Source organism: Streptomyces sp. NBC_00442, from assembly GCF_036014195.1.
GTDB lineage: Bacteria > Actinomycetota > Actinomycetes > Streptomycetales > Streptomycetaceae > Streptomyces.
Genome location: NZ_CP107918.1, coordinates 4,815,966 through 4,832,610, shown reverse-complemented (window position 1 = coordinate 4,832,610; position 16,645 = coordinate 4,815,966). Strand labels below are relative to the sequence as shown.

Sequence of the window (16,645 nt, the reverse complement as noted above, 5' to 3'; positions counted from 1 at the left end):
AGGAGCCTAGCCCAGCGCTACGGCCCCTCGCGACGGAATTTCCCCGGCCCGGCGTGCAGGATGTCGTTACCGATGAATCGGTCGAAACGCTTTAATAAGACGAATCGCCATCAATCAACTGAATCGGTCGAATGAGCCCGACCGCCCCGTCAGCACCCCGCACGCGCACCCCGCACCGGAACACCCCGCGCACACACCCCGCACCCCGCACCCCGCACGCGATCGAGACGCACTGGCCGGAGAGACATGAGCGACGACGAGCAGCCGGAGCGACCGCACCCCGGACCCCAGCCGCCGCAGACCTGGACGCCCCGGGATCTCGGACCCGCCGGAGCCGGCTCCGGGAGCGGAACGGGGCCGGAGTCCGCCGCGGCCGACGGTGAACCCGACGGCGAGGTCGCACACCAGGGCGGCGTGCCCGCGGCCGGCGGCAACGGCAAGCGCCCCCGCCGCACCGGATGGCGCCGCTTCGTCCCCCGCTGGCGCCTGCTGCTCGGCCTCTTCCTGCTCTGCGCCCTGCTGATCATCGGCGCCTTCATCGCCGGCTACGCCCTCGTGTCGATCCCGCCCGCCAACGCCGTGGCCACCGCGCAGTCCAACGTGTTCCTGTACGCCGACGGCACCCAGCTCGCCTCCGACGGCGAGGTGAACCGCGAGAACGTCCAGCTCTCCCAGATCCCGCTGACCGTGCAGCACGCCGTGCTCGCGGCCGAGGACCGCGACTTCTACTCCGAGCGCGCCGTCGACCCCAAGGCCATGGTCCGCGCCGCCTGGAACACCCTCAACGGCAAGGGAACCCAGGGCGGCTCCACCATCACCCAGCAGTACGTGAAGAACTACTACCTCGGCCAGGAACAGACCGTCACCCGCAAGGTGAAGGAGTTCTTCATCGCGATCAAGCTCAACCGCGAGGAGACCAAGGAGGACATCCTCGCCGGTTACCTGAACACCAGCTACTTCGGCCGCAACGCCTACGGCATCCAGGCCGCCTCCCAGGCGTACTACAGCAAGAACGTCGAGCAGCTCACCACCGGCGAGGGCGCCTACCTCGCCTCGCTGCTCAACTCCCCCAGCGCCTACGACGTGATCTCCCACCCCGAGAACAAACCCCGGGCGCTGGCCCGCTGGAACTACGTGCTCGACGGCATGGTCAAGAAGAAGTGGCTCAGCCCCTCCGAACGGGCCGCGACCACCTTCCCCGTCCCCGGAAAGGTCAAGCCGCGCGCCGGACTCGCGGGCCAGCGCGGCTATCTCGTCGAGGCCGTCAAGGACTACCTCACCAGCAACAAGATCATCGAGGAGAACACCCTCGCGACCGGCGGCTACCGCATCACCACCACCATCGAGAAGAACAAGCAGGACGCCTTCGTCAAGGCCGTCGACGACAAGGTCAACTCCAAGCTCAGCAGCGTCCGCAAGGCCGACCGAACCGTGCGCGTGGGCGGCGCCTCCATCGACCCGGCGACCGGCAAGGTCGTCGCGATGTACGGAGGCATCGACTACACCAAGCAGTACGTCAACAACGCGACCCGCCGCGACTTCCAAGTCGGCTCCACCTTCAAGCCGTTCGTGTTCACTTCGGCGGTGGCCAACGGCTCCACCACGCAGGACGGACGCGTCATCACCCCCAACACCCTCTACGACGGCACCAACAAGCGCCCCGTCCAGGGCTGGAAGGGCGGCTACTACGCCCCCGCCAACGAGGACGACGTCTCCTACGGCCAGATCACCGTGCGCACCGCCACCGACAAGTCCGTCAACGCGGTGTACGCGCAGATGGCCGTCGACGTGGGCCCCGACAAGGTCAAGCAGACCGCGATCGGCCTCGGCATCCCCGCCACCACCCCCGACCTCGTGGCCTCCCCCTCGATCGCGCTCGGCCCGGCCACGGCGAGCGTGCTCGACATGACACAGGCGTACGCGACGCTCGCCGGACACGGCAGACACGGCACGTACACGATGGTCGAATCGGTCACCAAGGACGGCGAGACGACCGAGCTGCCCTCCCAGGACACCGAACAGGCCGTCAGCCGTGAGGCCGCCGACACGACGACGTCGATGCTGCAGAGCGTCGTCGACGGCGGCACCGGCACCGCCGCGCAGGCCTCCGGGCGGCCCGCCGCCGGCAAGACCGGCACCGCCGAGCAGGACAAGGCGGCCTGGTTCGCGGGCTACACCCCCGACCTGGCCACCGTCGTCGCCGTCATGGGCGCCGACCCCGATACGGCCGTCCAGCAGCCGCTGTACGGGGCGCTCGGCCTGCCCCGGATGAACGGCGGCGGACCGCCCGCGCAGATCTGGGCCCAGTACACCAAGGGCGCCCTCCAGGGCAGCGAGGTCAAGGACTTCGACCTCGAACTCCAGGACGGCGCGAACATCCCGGTCGAACCGCCGTCCCCGCCGGACCCGTTCCAGTCCCCGACCCCCGGCACCAACCAGGGGCAGAACCAGGGCCAGGACCAGGGCCAGACGCAGGGGCAGGACCAGGGCCGCACCGGTGGCCGCGACCAGGGGCAGACGCAGGGACAGACACAGGGCAGGACCCAGGGCCAGAACCAGGGGCAGAGCCAAGGCCAGACCCAAGGCCAGACCCAGGGGCAGAACCAGGGCCAGTCCCAGGGCCAGTCCCAGGGGGCACAGGGCGGCGCCGACAACGGAGGCGCAGTCGACGGCGGCCAGAACCAGGGGCAGACACAGGGGCAGAACCAAGGCCAGACCCAGGGTGGTGCCACCGACGGCGGCGCCACCGGAGGCACCGACAACGGCGGCATCGAAGGCGGCACGACCGACGGAGCCGGCGGCACCACGGCGGGCGCGGCCGAACGGCCCCCGGGCCCCCGCACCCCGTGGAGCCCGACCCGCCCGTGACAACGGGGGTCCGCACGGACGGGCGTCGCGGTGGCGGAGGAACGAGCCACTGCGCCGTCACCGTCCCGAAGGGGATCAGGCCTCTGCCCTCGGGAGCAGCCGGCCCGGTGGGGCTGGCGGGGTCAGGTACCGGCGCTCGACGCGGGCTGCGCCGACTCCGGTAGGCCGCGACGCCGGCCCGGTGTGCGCGGGCGGTCCACCAGCGGCCGTCCTCGTGGCGCAGGGCCAGGGTGACGCGGCTTCGGCGCAGACCCTTTAGCATGTCACGCCATGTCCGGCAGGAGGACGACGCGGACCCGACCAGTAAGGAGCCCCGCCATGCCCGCCGAACCGTTCGAGGTCGGCATCACCGAAGCCGAGATCGCGGACCTGCGTGAACGATTGCGACGGACACGGTGGCCCGAGCGCGAGCCCGTGGACGACTGGTCACAGGGTTTGCCGCTGGCGTACGCGCAGGAGCTGTGCCGCAGCTGGGCCGAGGACTACGACTTCGGGTTCGCCGAGCGGCTGAACGCGTTCCCCCAGTACCGCGACACGATCGACGGGCTGGGCATCCACTTCCTGCACGTCCGCTCGCCGGAGCCGGACGCGTTCCCGCTCGTGCTGACGCACGGGTGGCCGGGTTCGGTGCTCGAGTTCCTTGAGGTCCTCGGCCCGCTCACCGACCCGCGCGCGCACGGCGGTGACCCGGCGGACGCGTTCCACGTGGTCGCGCCGTCGTTGCCCGGGTACGGCTGGAGCGACAAGCCGTCGACGACCGGCTGGGGCACCACGCGCACCGCACGCGCCTGGGACACGTTGATGGTCTCGCTGGGCTACGAACGCTACGGCGCGCAGGGCGGTGACTGGGGTTCGGCGGTGTCCGGGGCACTGGGCGAGGTGGCGCCCGAGCGGGTCGCCGCAGTGCATCTGAACCTGGGATCCGTACCGGCAGGCACGTTCGACGACCCGACGCCCGCGGAGCTGGCCCATCTTGAGGCGGAGAGGGAGATGCGGCGCACCGGCCGGGGGTACTCGGCGATCCAGGCGACCCGGCCACAGACGCTCGGCTACGGCCTCACCGACTCCCCGGCGGGGCAGGCCGCCTGGATCGCCGAGAAGTACTGGGCGTGGACCGACAACGACGGCCGTCTCGAGGACGCGTTGTCGCGGCAGACGATCCTCGACGAGATCTCCGTCTATTGGTTCACCGCGTCGGCCACGTCGTCGGCGCGCCTGTACTGGGAGAGCTTCGCCACCTTCCGGGACAAGGTGACCGCCCCGTCCGGTCTTTCCGTCTACCCGCGCGACATCACCCGCCCGTCGAGGCGGGAGGCCGAGCGGCGGTTCACCGACCTGCGCTGGTTCGAGGAACTGCCGCACGGCGGCCACTTCGCCGCGCTGGAGCAGCCGGAGTCGCTGGTCGAGCAGGTGCGCGGGTTCTTCCGCCTGTTCCGCTGACTGTCCGCGCCACTCCCGCTGACCGTCCGCGCCACCCCCTGGGGAGCGCGTCCCCAGGGGCAACACCCCACCCGCACAAGGGAAATGCCCGACACACGGGCTCCGGCAACGGCCTTCAGTGGCCGCTCGTCGCCTTCAGGCCCACCACCGCGACGAGAAGCAGACAGACGAAGAAGATCCGGGCCGCCGTGGCCGGCTCGCCAAGCACCACCATGCCGAGCACCGCCGCACCGGCGGCACCGATCCCCACCCACACGCCGTACGCCGTACCGATCGGCAGCGTCTTGGCGGCCTGCGACAACAGCACCATGGAAGCGACGATCCCGAGGCCGGTGAGCACACTGGGCACCGGACGCGTGAAGCCGTCGGTGTACTTCATCCCGATCGACCAGCCCACTTCGAGCAGACCGGCGACAACTAGCAGAACCCATGCCATGACGGCACCTCCGAGACGCGTGAGGAACTGAGCGGGTGCGTCGTCTTGTCCTGACCCGGTACGACGCGTCTCGTCGGGGTCCCACCACCGTAGCAAAGGGCAGGCGAAAGGGCTGGTGACCGCGGTCACCAGCCCTCGCGCGAGCCCCGGCGGCAGGGCCGCGCGCCGCTACGGATTCAGCCCCGGCCGGCTACAGATACAGCCCGGTCGCGTCCACCGAAACCCGCTCGGACGCCACCGCGTGCAGATCGCGCTCCCGCATCAGGACGTACGCCACGCCCCGCACCTCGACCTCCGCCCGGTCCTCGGGGTCGTACAGGACCCGGTCGCCCGGCTCCACCGTGCGCACGTTCTGGCCGACCGCGACCACCTCGGCCCAGGCGAGCCGCTTGCCGACGGCGGCGGTCGCCGGAATGAGGATGCCGCCGCCCGAACGCCGCTCGCCCTCAGGGGTGTCTGACCGGACGAGCACACGGTCGTGCAACATCCGGATGGGCAGCTTGTCGTGGGTGTTCTCGCTCACGACGACGAACCTACCCGCACACGCGCCGGGCGTACGCCGAAGGGTCGGGCACGCTCAGGAACGCCGCTTCTTCGCCGACAGGGCGAACAGCCCCACCAGTCCGACCACGACGAGCGCGACCGGCACGATGCGCTCCACGCGGGGCGCCCCGTCCTCGGACACGAACTGCGCCTTCACATCACTCACCGCGCGGTTCACCGCGACGTACGCACGTCCCGCGGTGTGGTCCACGGTCGAGGCGAGCCGCGCCTTCGCGTCGCCGACGATCGTGGACGGGTGCAACCGCACCCCGATCTCGTCGAGCGTCACCGCGAGCTGGTCCCGCCGGCTCCTGATGTCCGCCTCGATCTGCGCAGGGGTCCTGGCTTCCGACACTGCGCCGCCTCCGGTGGTCGTATGGGGTCATCCGTCCTCCACAGTCTGTCAGCTCCGCCGCCCATGCACTGTCACAGGCCCCCATTAGGCTCTGTCGGTGTACACCCCGCCCTCGGCCATCCCGGAGGAAACCCCATGAGCGAGCGACTTCAGCCCGGCGACACCGCGCCCGCCTTCACCCTGCCCGACGCCGACGGCAACGAGGTCTCGCTCGCCGCCCACAAGGGCCGCAAGGTCATCGTGTACTTCTACCCCGCCGCCCTGACCCCCGGCTGCACCAAGCAGGCGTGCGACTTCACGGACAACCTGGAACTGCTCACCGGCGCCGGATACGACGTCATCGGCGTCTCCCCCGACAAGCCGGAGAAGCTGGCGAAGTTCCGCGAGAAGGAGTCCCTCGAGGTCACGCTGGTCGGCGACCCGTCGAAGGAGGTCCTGGAGGCGTACGGGGCGTACGGCGAGAAGAAGCTGTACGGCAAGACGGTGACCGGGGTCATCCGCTCGACGGTGGTCGTGGACGAGGACGGCAAGGTGGAGCGCGCCCTGTACAACGTGAAGGCCACGGGCCACGTAGCCAAGATCATCAAGGACCTGGGCGTCTGACCCCGGGCGGGGCGGCCCCGCCCTGCACAGCGCCCCGCCCCGCCCCGCCCTTGCACAGCCCCGCCCGACGGGGAAGCGGGATGGGGCTTTCCGCATTTCGGGTGTGACTGTCCGTTATTCGGTTCGTTACTCCGTACGAGGCTGCGAACGTGCGGCCGGGACGGAGGGATCGTGGGCACGAGCCCGTACACCGGGGAGAGGCTGGCCGAGGCGGCCGGCTCTTCCCGCACCCTGTCGGAGGCGCTGGCCAAGCTGGGGGTCGACCCCAAGGGGGGATCGCGGCGGTACATACGCGAGCGCATGCGGAGGCTGGGCATCGACGTCGCGCACTTCGAGCGGGAGGGGGCCCGCTGGACGCGGGAGGTCCTTGAGCCGGTGGTCGCGAACTCGACGAACATGTGCGAGGTACTGCGCCGGCTGGGCCTCGAAGTAGTCGGCGGCCATCACACGCACATCACTCGGCGCGTCAAGGCGTACGGGATCGACACTTCGCACTTCCGGCCTCCCTCGCGAGCCGGGGAAACGCGGCGGCGAGCACCCGAAACGCTGCTCGTCGAGCAAGAACCGGCCACGGCGCGACGGATACCGAGCGACCGGCTTAAGCGCGCGATGGCAATCCTGGGCACGACCGAACTCTGCGCCATGTGCGGCACCGAACCGGCCTGGCGAGGCAAGCCACTCCCGCTCGAAGTCGATCACATCGACGGGGACTGGCGGAACAACCGCATCGAAAACCTGCGGCTCCTCTGCCCCAACTGCCATTCCACAACGGACAGTTACCGCGGTCGAGGCAAGGCCGGGAAAGCGGGGGCGCGGTGAGCTCGACCTCGCGGTACACACGTGCACGGCTCGTGGAGGCGGCACAGGCCTGTAAGGACATCGACGAGGTCGTCGCGTTCTTCGGCGCTCCGCCCGCCGGGCATCTGCGCCGCTACTTGTTCAAGCGCTTCGCGCACTATGGCATCGACGTCTCGCACTTTCGGCGGCGCAGCCACCGGCGGACGAGCCCTCGCCCCCGCAGTACGGAGCTTCGCAGCGCCGTGGCCGCATCGGTCTCGATCGCTGATGTGCTTCGGCGCCTCGGCAGACCGGACCGTACGAGTGAGCGGACGGCCCTGCGCAAGTGGATAGCCGAAGAAGCCCTCTCCACGGAACACTTTCTCGGACAGGCCCACCAACGCGGCAAGCCGCGGCCCATTCCGGGGAGAGGCGAGGGCGTGCTGGCGAGGCACAGCAGCACGCGTCGCACCAGGACCGTCCATCTGCGACAGGCACTACGCGAGGTCGGCGTCCCCGAACGGTGCGACGAGTGCGGTACGGGGCCCGAGTGGCTGGGCAGGCCCATGACCCTGGAGGTCGACCACATCAACGGCGACTGGAGCGACGACCGGCGCGAGAACCTGCGGCTGCTCTGCCCCAACTGCCACGCGATCACCAGCACCTGGTGCCGAGGAGGGGAACACCGAGGAGCCCGCTAGGAACTCCTGCGCCGGAACAGCTGCTTGCCAGTACCATGGCAGGCGGCTGGCGGCCGTTGCTGAATGGTATAAGCGGAGGTTTTAGGTGCCTCTGGGCGTTTTCGCCCATGTGGGTTCGAATCCCATCGGCCGCACCCACGTAAGGGCGCCCCGGTCACGGGGCGCCCTTTACGCTGCCTCAGCCCACCAGCTCCCGCACCACCGGCACCAGCGCCCGGAACGCCTGCCCGCGGTGGCTGATCGCGTTCTTCTCGTCCGCCGTCAGCTCCGCGCACGTGCGGGTCTCGCCGTCCGGCTGGAGGATCGGGTCGTAGCCGAAGCCGCCCGTGCCGGCGGGGCTGTGGCGCAGGGTGCCGAGGAGGCGGCCTTCCACGACGCGTTCCGTGCCGTCGGGCAGGGCGAGGGCGGCGGCGCAGGCGAAGTGGGCGGCGCGGTGTTCGTCGGCGATGTCGGAGAGCTGGGCGAGCAGGAGGTCGAGGTTGGCCCTGTCGTCGCCGTGGGTGCCGGACCAGCGGGCGGAGAAGATGCCGGGGGCTCCGTTGAGGACGTCGACGCAGAGGCCGGAGTCGTCGGCGACGGCGGGCAGGCCGGTGGCCTGGGCGAGGGCGTGGGCCTTGAGGAGGGCGTTCTCGGCGAAGGTGACGCCGGTTTCCTTGACGTCGGGGATCTCGGGGTAGGCGTCGGCGCCCACGAGTTCGTGGGGCAGGCCTGCGGCGGCGAGGATGGCGTGGAGTTCGGTGACTTTGCCGGCGTTGCGGGTGGCGAGGATCAGGCGGGTCATGTCCACCAGTATCGGGGCCCGCCCCCGGCTCGCCGGATCAGGGCGTGCAGACCTTGCCGATTTCCTTGGCCGCGGCGGTGACACCGCTGATGTCGGGGGTGTTGTCGCCGTTCTTGATGGCGGAACGGACGTTGTCCACGGCCTTGTTGAGGTCGTCGACGGCCTGGGAGAGGTCGGCGTTGCCGGTCGTGTTCTTCAGGGTCGACAGTTGTCGGTCGATGTCGTTGAGCGCCCGGTCGGCCTGGGCGGGGTTGTCCGTGGCGTTGCCGACCGCCTTGCCCAGGTTGTCGACGCTGTTGGCGATGGCCTGTGCGGTGTTGACGCAGTCGATGGCCTTGTCGATGGCCCCGCAGCCGGCGGTGACGGTGACGGCCAGGGCCGCGGTGGCGACGGCGAGCACGGTTCGGCGCATCGGACGGGTCCTCCCCAGGGGTTCCGGATGGCGTTCCGCGCGGCTGGCATCGCTTCCGGAAGGTGCGGACGGGCGTACGGCAGACCCGTACGCCCGTGCTCGTAGGGACGCGGGGAGCGCCCTGCTCGGTTGCTTGTCTACTCTCCGGAGACGGCGGCCAGCGCGCGGAGTTGGAGGGCGGCGAGGTCGGCGCAGCCTCCGGTGGCGAGGTCGAGGAGGGCGTTGAGTTCCTTGCGGTCGAAGGGCTCGGCCTCGGCGGTGCCCTGGACTTCGACGAAGCGGCCGTCGCCGGTGCAGACGACGTTCATGTCGGTTTCGGCGCGTACGTCTTCCTCGTAGCAGAGGTCGAGGAGGGGGGCGCCGTCGACGATGCCGACGGAGACGGCGGAGACGGTGCCGGTGAGGGGCTGGCGGCCGTGCTTGATGAGCTTCTTGCCCTGGGCCCAGGTGACGGCGTCGGCGAGAGCGACGTAGGCGCCGGTGATGGCGGCGGTGCGGGTGCCGCCGTCGGCCTGGAGGACGTCGCAGTCCAGGACGATGGTGTTCTCGCCGAGCGCCTTGTAGTCGATGACGGCGCGCAGGGAGCGTCCGATGAGGCGGGAGATCTCGTGGGTGCGGCCGCCGATCTTGCCGCGGACGGATTCGCGGTCGCCGCGGGTGTTGGTGGAGCGGGGCAGCATCGAGTATTCGGCGGTGACCCAGCCTTCGCCGCTGCCCTTGCGCCAGCGCGGGACGCCTTCGCTGAAGGAAGCGGTGCAGAAGACTTTGGTGTCGCCGAAGGAGACGAGGACGGAGCCCTCGGCGTGCTTGCTCCATCCGCGTTCGATGGTGACGGGTCGGAGCTGTTCGGGGGTGCGGCCGTCGATTCGAGACATGGCCATGAGCCTAGGCGATTCGGGTGGGGCGGGTCCCCCCTGTCGGGCGTACGCGGGCGGGCGGGGGGGTGCGCGCCGGTGTACGTGACGGTGCTCGCGGACGCGAAAGGCCGGCCCCGTCGGGGGCCGGCCTTTGCGGTGTGGGTTCAGCGACTCACATCATGTCTTCGATGTCCGCGGCGATGGGGTCCGCGTCGGTGCCGATGACGACCTGGATGGCGGTGCCCATCTTGACGACGCCGTGGGCGCCGGCGGCCTTGAGGGCGGCTTCGTCGACCTTGCTCGGGTCGATGACCTCGGTGCGCAGGCGCGTGATGCAGCCTTCGACCTCTTCGATGTTCTCGATACCGCCGAGGCCGGCGACGATCTTCTCAGCCTTGCTGGCCATGTGTCTCTCCTGGTTCTGAAGAACGCTGTGTCGGCCCACGGTAGGTCCGCTTTGTCACGGTAACCCACGTTTGGCCCAGCTATGCGCGCGGGCGCATTCTGCCTGGCCAAGGATGGCGATCACCGGAGCCATGTCCCACGAGGGGCCCCTCCGGACGATACCGCAACTGGTCTACACCAGTGTGCCAACGCCCGTCCGAGCCGGCTTGTTCCCGCAAGCCTGGAGGTTGCCGATGAGCAGCAGCAGCGCGCCCGCACTCCCCCGGCCCACATGGTGGAACGGGCTGTTCCAGGGAATGCAGAAGATGGGCCGCAGCCTCCAGTTGCCGATCGCGGTGCTGCCCGCGGCGGGCATCCTCAACCGGTTCGGGCAGGACGACATGTTCGGCAAGACCGGGCTCGGCTGGGACGACGTGGCGAAGGTGTTCGCGGGCGCGGGTGGCGCACTGCTCAACGGGTCGCTCGGGCTGCCGCTGCTGTTCTGCGTGGGTGTCGCCATCGGCATGGCGAAGAAGTCCGACGGCTCGACCGCGCTGGCGGCGGTCGCCGGCTTCCTCGTGTACTACGGGGTGCTTCTGGAGTTCCCCAAGGACTGCGCGGCCGGCTCCACGCTCACCGCGGGCGCCTGTGTGGCCAAGGACGGCACCGCGGTTCTCGCCACCTACCAGAACCCGGGCGTGTTCGGCGGCATCGTGATGGGCCTGCTCACGGCGTACTTCTGGCAGCGGTTCCACCGTACGAAGCTGGTGGACTGGCTCGGCTTCTTCAACGGGCGCCGCCTCGTGCCGATCATCATGTCCGGGGTCGCGATCGTGTTCTCGGTGCTGTGCCTGTTCGTGTGGCCGCCGGTCGGTGACGCGCTGACCAGCTTCAGCAAGTGGCTGGTGGACCTGGGCGCGCTCGGGTCCGGCATCTTCGGTGTCGCCAACCGCGCGCTGCTCGTGATCGGCCTGCACCAGTTCCTGAACACCTTCGTCTGGTTCCAGTTCGGCGACTTCACCAAGCCCGACGGCACGGTCGTGCACGGCGACATCCCGCGCTTCCTCGCGGGCGACCCGACGGCGGGACAGTTCCAGACCGGCTTCTTCCCGATCATGATGTTCGCCCTGCCGGCGGCGGCGCTCGCGATCGCGCACTGCGCCAAGCCGCACCGCCGCAAGGAGGTGGGCGGCATGATGCTCTCGGTCGGCCTGACCTCGTTCGTCACGGGCATCACCGAGCCGATCGAGTACTCCTTCGTCTTCATCGCGCCGCTGCTGTACGCGATCCACGCGGTACTGACGGGTGTGTCGATGGCGGTGAGCTGGGGGCTCGGCGTCAAGGACGGCTTCAGCTTCTCGGCGGGTCTGATCGACTACGCCATCAACTGGAGCCTGGCGACGAAGCCCTGGATGATCATTCCGATCGGGCTGTGTTTCGCGGTCGTCTACTACACCCTGTTCCGCTTCGCGATCACCAAGTTCAACCTGCCGACGCCGGGGCGCGAGCCGGACGCGGATGAGCTGGAGGAGGAGAACACCAGGGCCTAGCCCCCGCCGGCCCGGCCAGGGCCGTTCCTCGCTCATCCGTCAGGCCCTCGGACCTCGTGGTCCGGGGGCCTTCGGCATGCCCCGGCGCCGCCCAACGGCCCCCCGACGACAACGAAATGGTCACGGCGCGAAGTCGGTGTTGCCCTGATTGCCGGGTATGGCTCAGGCCACAAAAAACGAAGGTTCCTTATCTAACCCTCACCGTGCTACAACTGGTCTACACCACTCATTGGTGTAGACCACGCGGGCTTGACCGCGTTCCCCTGAGACGCCGCCGTCCCCCCGTATTTTCCCATGCCCCCGGGCGGCGCCTTGCCCTACTGGAGGATGTTGATGAGTACGGCCACCGCGAAGGCGGCGCCCGCGAAGAAGCGGGGATCCGGCCTGTTCCAGGGTCTGCAGAAGGTCGGCCGCAGCTTGCAGCTGCCGATCGCCGTGCTGCCGGCCGCGGGCATTCTGCTCCGCCTCGGCCAGGACGATGTCTTCGGCAGCAAGGGCCTCGGCTGGGACAACGTCGCCAAGGTCTTCGGCGGTGCCGGCGGCGCTCTGCTCGACGCCTCGTTCGGCCTGCCCCTGCTGTTCTGCATAGGCGTGGCGATCGGCTTCGCCAAGAAGGCCGACGGCTCGACCGCGCTCGCCGCGGTGGTCGGCTTCATGACGTACTACGCCGTGATCCACCAGTTCCCGATCGACGTCGCGGGCGCCAAATACACCAGCACCGGCCTGTTCGGCGGGGCGTACCTGAAGGACGGCGCAGTCACCGCGGCGACCTTCCAGAACCCGGGCGTCCTCGGCGGCATCATCCTCGGCCTGCTGAGCGCCGTGCTGTGGCAGAAGTTCCACCGCACCAAGCTCGTCGACTGGCTCGGCTTCTTCAACGGCCGTCGCCTCGTCCCGATCATCATGGCCTTTGTCGGCACCGCCCTCGGCATCCTCGTGGTCCTGGGCTGGGAGCCGATCGGTGACGTCATCACCAGCTTCGGCAAGTGGATCACCGGTCTCGGCGCCGCGGGTGCCGGCCTCTTCGGCCTGATCAACCGTGGTCTGCTGCCCATCGGCATGCACCAGTTCGTCAACACCGTCTCCTGGTTCCAGATCGGCGACTTCACCAAGCCCGACGGCACCATCGTCCACGGTGACCTGACCCGATTCTTCGCCGGTGACCCGTCCGCCGGACAGTTCATGTCGGGCTTCTTCCCGATCATGATGTTCGGCCTTCCGGCCGCCGCGCTCGCCATCGCGCATGCTGCTCGCCCCGAGCGCCGCAAGGCCGTCCTCGGCATGATGATCTCGCTGGCCCTCACCTCGTTCGTCACCGGTGTGACCGAGCCGATCGAGTTCTCGTTCATGTTCATCGCGCCGGTGCTCTACGCCATCCACGCGGTCCTGACAGCGCTCTCCATGCTCGTGACCTGGGCCCTCGGTGTGCACGCCGGCTTCACCTTCTCGGCGGGCGCGATCGACTACCTGCTGAACTGGAACCTCGCGACCAAGCCCTGGCTGATCATCCCGATCGGCCTCGTCTTCGGAGCGATCTACTACGTCCTGTTCCGCTTCGCCATCACGAAGTTCAACCTCACCACCCCGGGCCGCGAGCCCGAGGAAGAGGTCGAGGACCTCACGAAGGCGTAAGCCCCGCGCCCCAGCGCACGAAGGCCCCCGGAACCGCACGGTTCCGGGGGCCTTTCGCGTCGGCGGGGCCAGACGCGGGGGGTCAGATCTCGTACACCGCGCCCGGCGCGGCCAGCTCCGTGGGACCGGAGTAGACCGACCGGGCGTCCGCCAGGTTGATCTCGCCGTCCGTCCACGGCGGGATGTGCGTGAGCACCAGACGCCCGGCCCCGGCGCGCGCCGCGTGCTCGCCGGCCTCGCGGCCGTTGAGGTGGAGCGCCGGGATGTCCTCCTTGCCGTGCGTGAAGGACGCCTCGCACAGGAACAGGTCGGCACCCTCGGCCAGTTCGTCGAGGGCGGGGCACGGGCCGGTGTCCCCGGAGTACGTGAGGGAGCGCCCGGCGTGCTCGACGCGGACGCCGTACGCCTCGACGGGGTGCTCGACCCGTTCCGTACGCACCGAGAAGGGGCCGATGTCGAAGGAGCCCGGCTTCAGGGTGTGGAAGTCGAAGACCTCGCTCATCGACGAGGCGGAGGGGGTGTCCGCGTAGGCGGTGGTCAGGCGCTGCTCGGCACCCTCGGGTGCGTACACCGGCATCGGGGCGCAGCGGCCGCCCTCGTGGCGGTAGTAGCGGGCGACGAAGTAGCCGCACATGTCGATGCAGTGGTCGGCGTGCAGATGCGACAGGAAGATCGCGTCGAGGTCGTACAGGCCGATGTGACGCTGCAGCTCACCGAGGGCCCCGTTGCCCATGTCGAGGAGCAGCCGGAAGCCGTCTGCCTCAAGGAGGTAGCTGGAACAGGCCGATTCCGCGGACGGGAACGACCCGGAGCAGCCGACGACGGTGAGCTTCATGGAGCGTGAACCTCCGGAACAGAGGGGCCAGGCGAAGCCTGTCGCTGCGGGGCGGACGGGGGCGGGGTGAGACCGCGGGTAAGGGCTTGCGGTGCGTCGAGCGTAAGGCGCGTCAAGGCCGCTCGCTCCTTCGGAGCGGGCCGTTGTGGGGGAAGTCACCGCCAAGTCCACTCTTCCCCCGTAGCGCCAAGGGTGCAGGTGTACGGGCGTGGGGCCGGGGCGGCCCGAAGTCAGCACAGGGGTTCGATCATGTCGGCGCTGCGGGGTCCTCGTCGCCTGTCCGACCGCCGGTCGAAGGAGGGCGCGGCGCCGGTGGCGCAGCCGGTAACGTCTGCGGCATGGACACGTCGTGGTGGCTGGCGCTCGGCGCCGTGGTGGCGCTCGCGCTGGTCGCGGCGCTCGCGGACGGGCGGGGGCGTGCGCGGCGCGGCCCCGGGGGGCGGAAGCGGCCGCCCGGTCGGCCGGCGGGTCCCCGGCGGGCCGCGGGGCGGGTGCCGAGGGCCGGGGAGATCTGGTGGGCGGAGGTGCCCTACGAGGACGTGCCCGGTGCCAAGGACCGTCCGTGTCTGGTGCTGCGGGTGCGGGGCGACACGGCGACCGTCGCGAAGATCACCAGCAAGTACCACGACGAGCGGGCGGGGGTCATCCCGCTGGCGCCCGGCACGGTCGCCGACGCGCAGGGCCGGCCCAGTTTCCTGGAGACGGACGAGCTGCGCGAGGTGGGGGTGTGGGCGTTCCGGCGCCGGGTGGGCGTGGTCGACCCGGCCCTGTGGGACCAGGTCCGCCACCTCGCCGGGTGACGCACCCCGGTCCCTTCCGAACGGGCCGTCGGGCCCGGGGTCGTATCCGGCCCGAATCCGTCGGGCCGGAACCCGTCAGGCGCCAACCCATCACGCCCGGACCCGTCAGGCCCGAACCCGTCACGCCCTGACCCGTCAGGCCCGAACCCGTCAGGCCCAGAGCTGGCCGTGCAGGGTCTCGATCGCGGCCTCCGTCGTCGGCGCGGTGTAGACGCCGGTCGACAGGTACTTCCAGCCGCCGTCCGCGACGACGAAGGCGATGTCGGCGGGCGTGCCCGCCTTGACGGCCTTCTTGCCGACGCCGATCGCCGCGTGCAGGGCCGCGCCCGTGGAGACGCCCGCGAAGATGCCCTCCTGCTGGAGCAGTTCGCGGGTGCGGGTCACCGCGTCGGCCGAGCCGACCGAGAAACGGGTGGTCAGGACCGAGGCGTCGTACAGCTCCGGCACGAAGCCCTCGTCGAGGTTGCGCAGGCCGTAGACCAGGTCGTCGTAGCGGGGTTCGGCGGCGACGATCTGGACGCCGGGGACGTTCTCGCGCAGGTAGCGGCCCACACCCATCAGGGTTCCGGTGGTGCCGAGGCCCGCCACGAAGTGGGTGATGGAGGGCAGGTCGGCGAGGATCTCCGGGCCCGTGGTGGCGTAGTGCGCGCCCGCGTTGTCCGGGTTTCCGTACTGGTAGAGCATGACCCAGGAGGGGTTCTCGGCCGCCAGTTCCTTGGCGACCCGGACGGCCGTGTTGGAGCCGCCCGCCGCCGGGGACGGCACGATCTCGGCGCCCCACATCGCGAGCAGGTCGCGGCGCTCCTGCGAGGTGTTCTCCGGCATCACGCACACGATGCGGTAACCCTTGAGCTTCGCCGCCATCGCGAGCGAGATGCCGGTGTTGCCGCTGGTCGGTTCGAGAATGGTGCAGCCCGGCGTCAACCGGCCGTCCTTCTCTGCCTGTTCGACCATGTGCAGGGCCGGCCGGTCCTTGATGGAACCGGTCGGGTTGCGGTCCTCCAGCTTGGCCCAGATGCGTACGTCGTCCGAGGGGGACAGGCGCGGGAGGCGGACCAGCGGGGTGTTGCCGACCGCGGCGAGCGGGGAGTCGTAGCGCATGTCAGACGGAACCGCCCGCGACGGCGGGCAGGATCGTGACGTTGTCGCCGTCGGTCAGCTTGGTGTCGATGCCGTCGAGGAAGCGGACGTCCTCGTCGTTGAGGTACACGTTCACGAAGCGGCGCAGGTTGTCGCCGTCGACGATGCGCTCGCGGATGCCGGTGTGCCGGGCGTCGAGGTCGTGGAGCAGGTCGGCGAGGGTGGCGCCGCTGCCCTCGACGGCCTTGGCGCCGTCGGTGTAGGTGCGGAGGATGGTCGGGATGCGGACCTCGATGGCCATGGCGTGGGCTCCTGATCGGAAGGGAGAGGCAGGTGGGCGCGGCTCGGGCTCGGGTCCGCGCGCCGCATGTCCTGGGACGTGCGGTGGTGCGTTGGTGCGGGTGGCGACCGCCGCGGTGCGGTGGTGCCGGTCCGGGCGCGCGGCGTCAGACGGCTGCGCGGGCCGTACAGATCGCGCTGGCGAGGCGGCACAGGTCGACGTGCAGCCGCGCCACGAGCAGCAGGGCGGGGCCGCTGCTCGGCGTCTTGTCGCTCACGTCGTTCGAAACCATGGGGTCATCGTATAGATTC

Annotated in this window: 19 protein-coding genes, 1 tRNA gene and 1 riboswitch; of the genes, 9 read left to right on the top strand and 11 right to left on the bottom strand. The window is 70.1% G+C overall.

The genetic code is table 11. The features are described 5' to 3' along the window. Positions 1-246: 246 nt before the first annotated feature. Together OG432_RS21570 and OG432_RS21565 are read left to right on the top strand one after the other, a co-directional pair. Complete coding sequence (locus OG432_RS21570) at positions 247-2,868, top strand: transglycosylase domain-containing protein (RefSeq protein ID WP_328312595.1); 2,622 nt, start codon at positions 247-249, stop codon at positions 2,866-2,868. A gap of 318 nt (positions 2,869-3,186) precedes the next feature. After that, positions 3,187-4,308: an epoxide hydrolase family protein gene (locus OG432_RS21565; RefSeq protein WP_328312594.1), complete on the top strand. Its 1,122-nt coding sequence runs from the start codon at positions 3,187-3,189 to the stop codon at positions 4,306-4,308. A 115-nt stretch (positions 4,309-4,423) separates the two neighbouring features. On the opposite strand, the gene OG432_RS21560 is transcribed toward OG432_RS21565, so the two are convergent. The 3 genes from OG432_RS21560 to OG432_RS21550 all read right to left on the bottom strand — a co-directional run bounded on the left by OG432_RS21560 (position 4,424) and on the right by OG432_RS21550 (position 5,642). Then, positions 4,424-4,744 carry a DMT family transporter gene (locus tag OG432_RS21560; RefSeq protein ID WP_328312593.1) on the bottom strand — a complete coding sequence of 107 codons (321 nt, stop codon included), beginning with the start codon at positions 4,742-4,744 and terminating at the stop codon, positions 4,424-4,426. 34 nt (positions 4,745-4,778) lie between these two features. After that, positions 4,779-4,849: riboswitch (guanidine-III (ykkC-III) riboswitch) on the bottom strand. Positions 4,850-4,934: 85 nt separating this feature from the next. Beyond that, positions 4,935-5,267 (bottom strand): GroES family chaperonin, encoded by a 333-nt coding sequence (locus tag OG432_RS21555; RefSeq protein WP_114036654.1) that lies wholly within the window; start codon positions 5,265-5,267, stop codon positions 4,935-4,937. Between the two features lie 54 nt (positions 5,268-5,321). Further along, positions 5,322-5,642: a DUF3618 domain-containing protein gene (locus OG432_RS21550; protein ID WP_328312592.1), complete on the bottom strand. Its 321-nt coding sequence runs from the start codon at positions 5,640-5,642 to the stop codon at positions 5,322-5,324. Between the two features lie 135 nt (positions 5,643-5,777). Between OG432_RS21550 and bcp the strand changes: the two genes are divergently transcribed. The 4 genes from bcp (at position 5,778) to OG432_RS21530 (ending at position 7,857) form a co-directional block, all read left to right on the top strand. Further along, positions 5,778-6,245: a thioredoxin-dependent thiol peroxidase gene (gene bcp, locus OG432_RS21545; RefSeq protein ID WP_328312591.1), complete on the top strand. Its 468-nt coding sequence runs from the start codon at positions 5,778-5,780 to the stop codon at positions 6,243-6,245. Positions 6,246-6,416: 171 nt separating this feature from the next. Beyond that, a complete protein-coding gene (locus OG432_RS21540) occupies positions 6,417-7,064 on the top strand; it encodes an HNH endonuclease signature motif containing protein (protein WP_328312590.1) in 648 nt (215 codons plus the stop codon). Then, positions 7,061-7,723 (top strand): HNH endonuclease signature motif containing protein, encoded by a 663-nt coding sequence (locus tag OG432_RS21535; RefSeq protein WP_328312589.1) that lies wholly within the window; start codon positions 7,061-7,063, stop codon positions 7,721-7,723. The genes OG432_RS21540 and OG432_RS21535 overlap by 4 nt, the downstream gene beginning before the upstream one ends. Before the next feature lie 49 nt (positions 7,724-7,772). Continuing rightward, positions 7,773-7,857 (top strand) — tRNA-Leu (locus OG432_RS21530). A 44-nt stretch (positions 7,858-7,901) separates the two neighbouring features. Here the strand turns inward: OG432_RS21530 and rdgB are convergent. The 4 genes from rdgB to OG432_RS21510 all read right to left on the bottom strand — a co-directional run bounded on the left by rdgB (position 7,902) and on the right by OG432_RS21510 (position 10,179). Continuing rightward, positions 7,902-8,504: an RdgB/HAM1 family non-canonical purine NTP pyrophosphatase gene (gene rdgB, locus OG432_RS21525; protein ID WP_328312588.1), complete on the bottom strand. Its 603-nt coding sequence runs from the start codon at positions 8,502-8,504 to the stop codon at positions 7,902-7,904. Between the two features lie 37 nt (positions 8,505-8,541). After that, positions 8,542-8,916, bottom strand: coding sequence for a hypothetical protein (locus OG432_RS21520; RefSeq protein WP_328312587.1), 375 nt, complete (start codon positions 8,914-8,916; stop codon positions 8,542-8,544). Positions 8,917-9,053: 137 nt separating this feature from the next. Continuing rightward, positions 9,054-9,791: a ribonuclease PH gene (rph, locus tag OG432_RS21515; protein ID WP_328312586.1), complete on the bottom strand. Its 738-nt coding sequence runs from the start codon at positions 9,789-9,791 to the stop codon at positions 9,054-9,056. Between the two features lie 154 nt (positions 9,792-9,945). Beyond that, positions 9,946-10,179 carry a glucose PTS transporter subunit EIIB gene (locus OG432_RS21510; protein WP_018517946.1) on the bottom strand — a complete coding sequence of 78 codons (234 nt, stop codon included), beginning with the start codon at positions 10,177-10,179 and terminating at the stop codon, positions 9,946-9,948. 232 nt (positions 10,180-10,411) lie between these two features. Here OG432_RS21510 and OG432_RS21505 point away from each other — a divergent pair, with 232 nt between their 5' ends. After that, positions 10,412-11,707 (top strand): PTS transporter subunit EIIC, encoded by a 1,296-nt coding sequence (locus OG432_RS21505; protein WP_328312585.1) that lies wholly within the window; start codon positions 10,412-10,414, stop codon positions 11,705-11,707. Between the two features lie 333 nt (positions 11,708-12,040). Next, positions 12,041-13,339: a PTS transporter subunit EIIC gene (locus OG432_RS21500; protein WP_328312584.1), complete on the top strand. Its 1,299-nt coding sequence runs from the start codon at positions 12,041-12,043 to the stop codon at positions 13,337-13,339. 82 nt (positions 13,340-13,421) lie between these two features. Here the strand turns inward: OG432_RS21500 and OG432_RS21495 are convergent, their stop codons facing one another. Then, positions 13,422-14,174, bottom strand: a complete 753-nt coding sequence (locus OG432_RS21495) for an MBL fold metallo-hydrolase (protein WP_328312583.1) — start codon at positions 14,172-14,174, stop codon at positions 13,422-13,424. 338 nt (positions 14,175-14,512) lie between these two features. On the opposite strand from OG432_RS21495, the gene OG432_RS21490 reads away from it, so the two are divergent. After that, positions 14,513-14,974 carry a type II toxin-antitoxin system PemK/MazF family toxin gene (locus OG432_RS21490; RefSeq protein ID WP_328312582.1) on the top strand — a complete coding sequence of 154 codons (462 nt, stop codon included), beginning with the start codon at positions 14,513-14,515 and terminating at the stop codon, positions 14,972-14,974. A gap of 150 nt (positions 14,975-15,124) precedes the next feature. Here OG432_RS21490 and OG432_RS21485 read toward each other — a convergent pair whose 3' ends face one another. The 3 genes from OG432_RS21485 to OG432_RS21475 form a co-directional block, all read right to left on the bottom strand. Continuing rightward, complete coding sequence (locus OG432_RS21485) at positions 15,125-16,075, bottom strand: PLP-dependent cysteine synthase family protein (RefSeq protein ID WP_328312581.1); 951 nt, start codon at positions 16,073-16,075, stop codon at positions 15,125-15,127. Between the two features lies 1 nt (position 16,076). Next, positions 16,077-16,355 carry a MoaD/ThiS family protein gene (locus OG432_RS21480; RefSeq protein ID WP_328312580.1) on the bottom strand — a complete coding sequence of 93 codons (279 nt, stop codon included), beginning with the start codon at positions 16,353-16,355 and terminating at the stop codon, positions 16,077-16,079. A 145-nt stretch (positions 16,356-16,500) separates the two neighbouring features. Further along, on the bottom strand, positions 16,501-16,626 hold the full coding sequence (locus OG432_RS21475) for a putative leader peptide (protein WP_262985321.1): 126 nt from the start codon (positions 16,624-16,626) through the stop codon (positions 16,501-16,503). Positions 16,627-16,645 lie beyond the last annotated feature (19 nt).